General features: G+C 69.7%; 5 protein-coding genes. 2 read left to right on the forward strand and 3 right to left on the reverse strand.

Annotated elements, in window-relative coordinates; translation table 11 throughout:
• Window positions 1-97 precede the first annotated feature (97 nt).
• Window positions 98-1,318 (forward strand): Na+/H+ antiporter NhaA, encoded by a 1,221-nt coding sequence (gene nhaA / locus P409_RS26525; RefSeq protein WP_034845489.1) that lies wholly within the window; start codon window positions 98-100, stop codon window positions 1,316-1,318.
• Here nhaA and P409_RS26530 read toward each other — a convergent pair.
• From P409_RS26530 to ansP, 3 genes are all read right to left on the reverse strand, one after another.
• On the reverse strand, window positions 1,284-2,189 hold the full coding sequence (locus tag P409_RS26530) for a lipid kinase (protein WP_034845491.1): 906 nt from the start codon (window positions 2,187-2,189) through the stop codon (window positions 1,284-1,286). The genes nhaA and P409_RS26530 overlap by 35 nt on opposite strands.
• 7 nt (window positions 2,190-2,196) lie before the next feature.
• Window positions 2,197-2,616: a Cu(I)-responsive transcriptional regulator gene (cueR, locus tag P409_RS26535; protein WP_034845493.1), complete on the reverse strand. Its 420-nt coding sequence runs from the start codon at window positions 2,614-2,616 to the stop codon at window positions 2,197-2,199.
• Window positions 2,617-2,755: 139 nt separating this feature from the next.
• Window positions 2,756-4,252: an L-asparagine permease gene (gene ansP / locus P409_RS26540; protein WP_274519181.1), complete on the reverse strand. Its 1,497-nt coding sequence runs from the start codon at window positions 4,250-4,252 to the stop codon at window positions 2,756-2,758.
• 342 nt (window positions 4,253-4,594) lie between these two features.
• Between ansP and P409_RS26545 the strand changes: the two genes are divergently transcribed.
• The coding region (locus P409_RS26545) for a TetR/AcrR family transcriptional regulator (protein ID WP_034845498.1) at window positions 4,595-4,974 on the forward strand (380 nt) is incomplete at its 3' end.

A 4,974-nucleotide genomic window follows, 5' to 3' on the forward strand; every position in this document is an offset into this window, starting at 1 on the left:
AGAGGCAACGTGTCTTGCCGTTCTCCCCGATTCCGGTTGAGCCAGCTCTGCCTATCGCTCAATTTGTGGTCCCCGCCATGACGCCGGAGAGCAGCCGATGCCCGAGACCGTGAAGGCCTGGCTGGTGCGCAAGCCGATCTCGGCCATCCGCTCCTTCCTCGAGATCGAGGCCGCGGGCGGCATCGTGCTGATGGCCGTCGCGGTGCTGGCCCTGATCGCCGCCAACTCGCCGCTGGCCGGCGCCTATGACGACCTGCTGCACCTGCCGATGGGGCTGCGGATCGGCGCCTTCGCGCTGGAGAAGACGCTGCTGCACTGGGTCAATGACGGGCTGATGGCGGTGTTCTTCCTGCTGGTCGGGCTCGAGATCAAGCGCGAGATCCTGCAGGGCGAGCTGTCGTCGCGCGAGACGCTGATGCTGCCCGGCATCGCCGCGGCCGGCGGCGTCATCCTGCCCGCCCTGATCTATGCCGTGATCAATGTCGGCGACCCGGTGGCGCTGCGCGGCTGGGCGATTCCGGCCGCGACCGACATCGCCTTCGCCCTCGGCGTGCTGTCGCTGCTGGGCAGCCGGGTGCCGGTGTCGCTGAAGGTGTTCCTGACCGCGCTGGCGATCATCGACGACGTCGCCGCCGTGGTGATCATCGCCCTGTTCTACACCGGCGACATCTCGCTGCCCTTCCTGGCCTGGGCCGTGGCCGGCGTCGCCGTGCTGGGCCTGTTCAACTGGCTCAGGGTGCAGGCGCTATGGCCCTATCTGGTGGTCGGCGCCGTGGTCTGGCTGTTCGTGCTGAAATCCGGCCTGCACGCCACCCTGGCCGGGGTGGTGCTGGCCTTCCTGGTGCCGCTGGACCGCACCGCGGAGGATGAGGACGAGCCGCCGCTGTTGCGGCTGGAGCACAGCCTGCATGACGTCGTCGCCTTCCTGGTGGTGCCGGTCTTCGGCTTCGCCAATGCCGGCGTCTCCTTCGCCGGCGCCAGCCTGTCGAGCTTCCTGGAGCCGGTGCCGCTCGGCATCGCCGCCGGCCTCGTGATCGGCAAGTCGCTCGGTGTCGGCGTCGCCGCCTGGGCGTCGATCCGGCTCGGCGTCGCGGCGCTGCCGGCGGGGGCCACCACGCCGCAGCTGGCCGGCGTCTCGGTGCTGGCCGGGATCGGCTTCACCATGAGCCTGTTCATCGGTGCGCTGGCCTTCGAGGACCCGGCGCTGCAGGCGGCGACCAAGATGGGCGTGCTGGCCGGGTCGCTGGTGGCGGCGGTGCTGGGCAGCCTGTGGCTGGTCGCGGTCAGCCGGCGGCCAGCGGTTCCGGCTGCGGGATGACCGGCATCGGGGTGTAGACCCGGATCGCCTTCGGCAGCACCCGGAACGTGGCCGGGGTCTGCGTCGTCACCTCGCCGTCGGTGTTGACGTCGCGCGGCCGGCGGGTGCGCACCTCGACCGACCGGCAGCGCAGCGCATGCACCTCGTCCCAGCGGCCGTGGCGCCCGGCGCGGAAGGACGGGTACATCAGCGCCAGCCACATCCAGTGGTCGACCTCGATCGAATAGAGGTCCAGCATGCCGTCATCGGGCGCCGCATCCTCGGCGATGCTCATGCCACCGCCATAGTAGCGGCCGTTGCCGACCGCGATCTGGATGCTCTTGCCGCGGATGATCTTGCCGTCATCGGTCCGGATCTCGGCCGAGAACCGCTCCAGCCGCCGCACCAGCCGCAGCGCGGCCAGGGCATAGCCGAAGCGGCCCCAGCGCTTCTTGGTGTCGCCGTCGAGCGACTTCGCCAGCTCGACGCTCATGCCCAGGCTGGCGACGTTGAAGAAGGGCCGGCCGTTGACCTCGCCCAGGTCGATGCTGCGCAGCCGGCCATCGACGATGACCTGGGCCGCGGCCGCCGGGTCGGCCGGCAGCTCCAGCGTCCGCGCCAGGTCGTTGGCGGTGCCCAGCGGCAGGATGCCGAGCGGCAGCCCGGTTTCCATCAGCGCCGGCGCGGCCCGGTTCAGCGTGCCGTCGCCGCCGCCGATGATGACGCATTCGACCGCGCGGGCATGGCGCCGGATCAGGGTGTCGACATCGTCGTTCAGCGGCCGCACCGGCTCGACCCCGCCATCGGTCAGGGTGCGGATCACGGCATCGAGGCCGGTCTCGGCCCGGCTGGCCTTCGGATTGACCAGGAACAGCGCGCGCCGCGCGATCATTGCGCGGTCATCGCATCGCGGCGATCGGGGCGGGGCGTGCCGGCGCGCCGGCCAGCTCGTCGATGATCGGGCAGGCGGGGGCGGCGTCGCCGGGGCACTGGCACACCAGCGCGCCCAGGCTCTCGCGCAGCGCCTCCAGCTCGCGGATCTTGGCGTTGATCTCGCCGATCCGGGCCGAGGCCAGGGCCTTGACCTCGGAGGAGCAGCGGGTCGGGTCCTCGTACAGCGACAGCAGGGCCCGGCACTGCTCGATGGTGAAGCCGAATTCGCGCGACCGGCGCAGGAAGCGCAGCACCTCCAGCGTATGGGCGCAGTAGTCGCGATAGTTGTTGCCGCGCCGGTCCGGCCGGACCAGCCCGATCTCCTCGTAATAGCGGATCGTCTTCGCCGGCAGGCCCGAATGTCGTGCCGCCTCGCCGATATTCATCGCCGTGCTCTCTCCCTCGCCCCGGGCAGTGGATCAAATCGGGAGCCCGCTGCCAAGCGCCCGATGCGGTCGCCGGCAGGGGGCGAGGGGAGAACAAGCGCCGCGGCCTCCGGTTCCGTCCCGGCGGCGCGGACCGGGATCAGGGCTGCCCTTCGCCCTGCGCCACCAGCGGCTCGTGCTGCGCCATCGGGCTGTCGGGGCGCCGGGCCATCACCTTGTTCCGCGCCAGGGCCCAGCCGATGGCGAGGATGACCGCGATCACCGGCAGCGACGCGACGGTGTAGGAGCCGACCGGGTAGTCCAGCGCCATCAGCACCACCACGCCGGCCAGGAACAGCAGCGTCAGCCAGGTGCTGGCCGGGGCGGCCGGCATGCGGAAGGTGATCGGCTGCGCCTCGCCGCGCCGCACCGCCCGGCGCAGCATCAGCTGGCAGACCAGGATGAAGGCCCAGGTGCTGATGATGCCGAGCGAGGCGATGTTCAGCACGATCTCGAACACCTGCGACGGCACGACGTAGTTCAGCACCACACCGATGCAGTAGATGCCGACCGTCACCAGGATGCCGCCATAGGGCACCTTGCGGGCGTTCATCCGGGCCACGAAGTCGGGCGCCGACCCGCCCATCGCCAGCGACCGCAGCACCCGCCCCGTGGAATAGAGGCCGGAATTCAGGCTGGACAGGGCGGCGGTCAGCACCACGATGTTCATGATCGTGCCGATGCCCGGCACGCCCAGCGCGGTGAAGAAGGTGACGAAGGGACTCTCGCCGGCCTTGTAGGCGGTCCAGGGCAGCAGCAGGACCAGCAGCGCGACCGAGCCGACATAGAACAGGGCGATGCGCCAGATCACGCTGTTGATCGCCCGCGGCAGGATCTTGCGCGCATCCTCGGTCTCGCCGGCGGCGGTGCCGATCAGCTCGATCCCGGCATAGGCGAAGACCACACCCTGGACGATGACGATGGCGGGCAACAGCCCGTGCGGGAAGATGCCGCCATTGGCGGAGACCAGCTGCAGGCCGGTGGCGTGGCCGCCGACCTCCATGCCGCTGCCCAGCACGACCACGCCGATCACCAGGAACAGCGCCAGCGCCGCGACCTTGATCAGCGAGAACCAGAACTCCATCTCGCCGAACCACTTCACGCCGATCAGGTTCATCGCCGTGATCAGGCCGATGGCGATCAGCGCGAACAGCCATTGCGGGATGTCGGAGAACATCGACCAGTACTGCATGTACAGGGCCGCGGCGGTGGTATCGACGATGCCGGTCATCGCCCAGTTCAGGAAGAACATCCAGCCGGCGACGAAGGCGGCGCGCTCGCCCAGGAACTCCCGGGTGTAGGAGACGAAGCTGCCGGAGGACGGGCGATGCATCACCAGCTCGCCCAGCGCCCGCAGGATCAGGAAGGAGAAGAAGCCGCAGACCAGATAGACCAGGGCCAGGGCCGGGCCGGCCAGCTGCAGCCGGCCGCCGGCGCCGAGGAACAGGCCGGTGCCGATGGCGCCGCCGATGGCGATCATCTGCACCTGCCGGGATCTCAGGCCCTTGTGGTAGCCGTGTTCGTGGGATTCGAGCCAGGCGCGCCGGTCGGCGGCGGAACCATGGGCGGAGGGGGACGACGAGTCGATCTGGGTCACTCTGATGTCCGCGCTTGTTCTTGGGCTTTGTTCGTGCCGCGGCTGTCCCGCGGGGGACGCGGACGCTAGGACGCGGCGGAAGCGCTTGTCAAAGTCCCTGCCGTGGACTCTGCCATGCGGCTTCCGAAGTCTTGGGATTCGGCCGATCTTCACGGCGAAGTCTCGAACTTGTCTCGAAATCCCCGGACTCGAATCGTCCGGTTTCTTCGGTGGCGGGATCCGAGTTCATCGTGTCCCGCGGGCGGCACGACCATGCAGGCGCCGGTGTGACGCGAGGCCGGCCCGCACTGCATCATCGGAGAGGTTATTGACTGATTAGTCCATAATCTCTATCCATGGCGCATGGTGAGACCACGGGAATTCGATCGCGATGAGGCCCTGCAGCGGGCGATGCGGGTGTTCTGGGCCAAGGGCTTTGCCTTGACCTCGACCGACGACCTCGTCCAGGCGATGGGGATCGGCCGGCAGAGCCTCTACAACGCCTTCGGCGACAAGAAGCGGCTGTATCTCGAGGCGCTCGACGCCTATCAGCAGGGCAGCGTCGCCGGCCATCTGCGGCGCCTGAGCGCGCCGGCCTCGCCGCTGGCCGGCCTGCGCGACCTGCTCGCCGGCCTCGCGGCCGATGATGACGGGCTGCGGGCCCTGGGCTGCATGGGCGTCGGTTCGGTCGGCGAGTTCGGCGCGAGCGATGCAGAGGTCGCGGCGCTGCGGGCGAAGGCGGC

It is taken from the genome of Inquilinus limosus MP06, assembly GCF_000767795.1.
GTDB classification, from domain to species: Bacteria; Pseudomonadota; Alphaproteobacteria; order DSM-16000; family Inquilinaceae; genus Inquilinus; species Inquilinus limosus_E.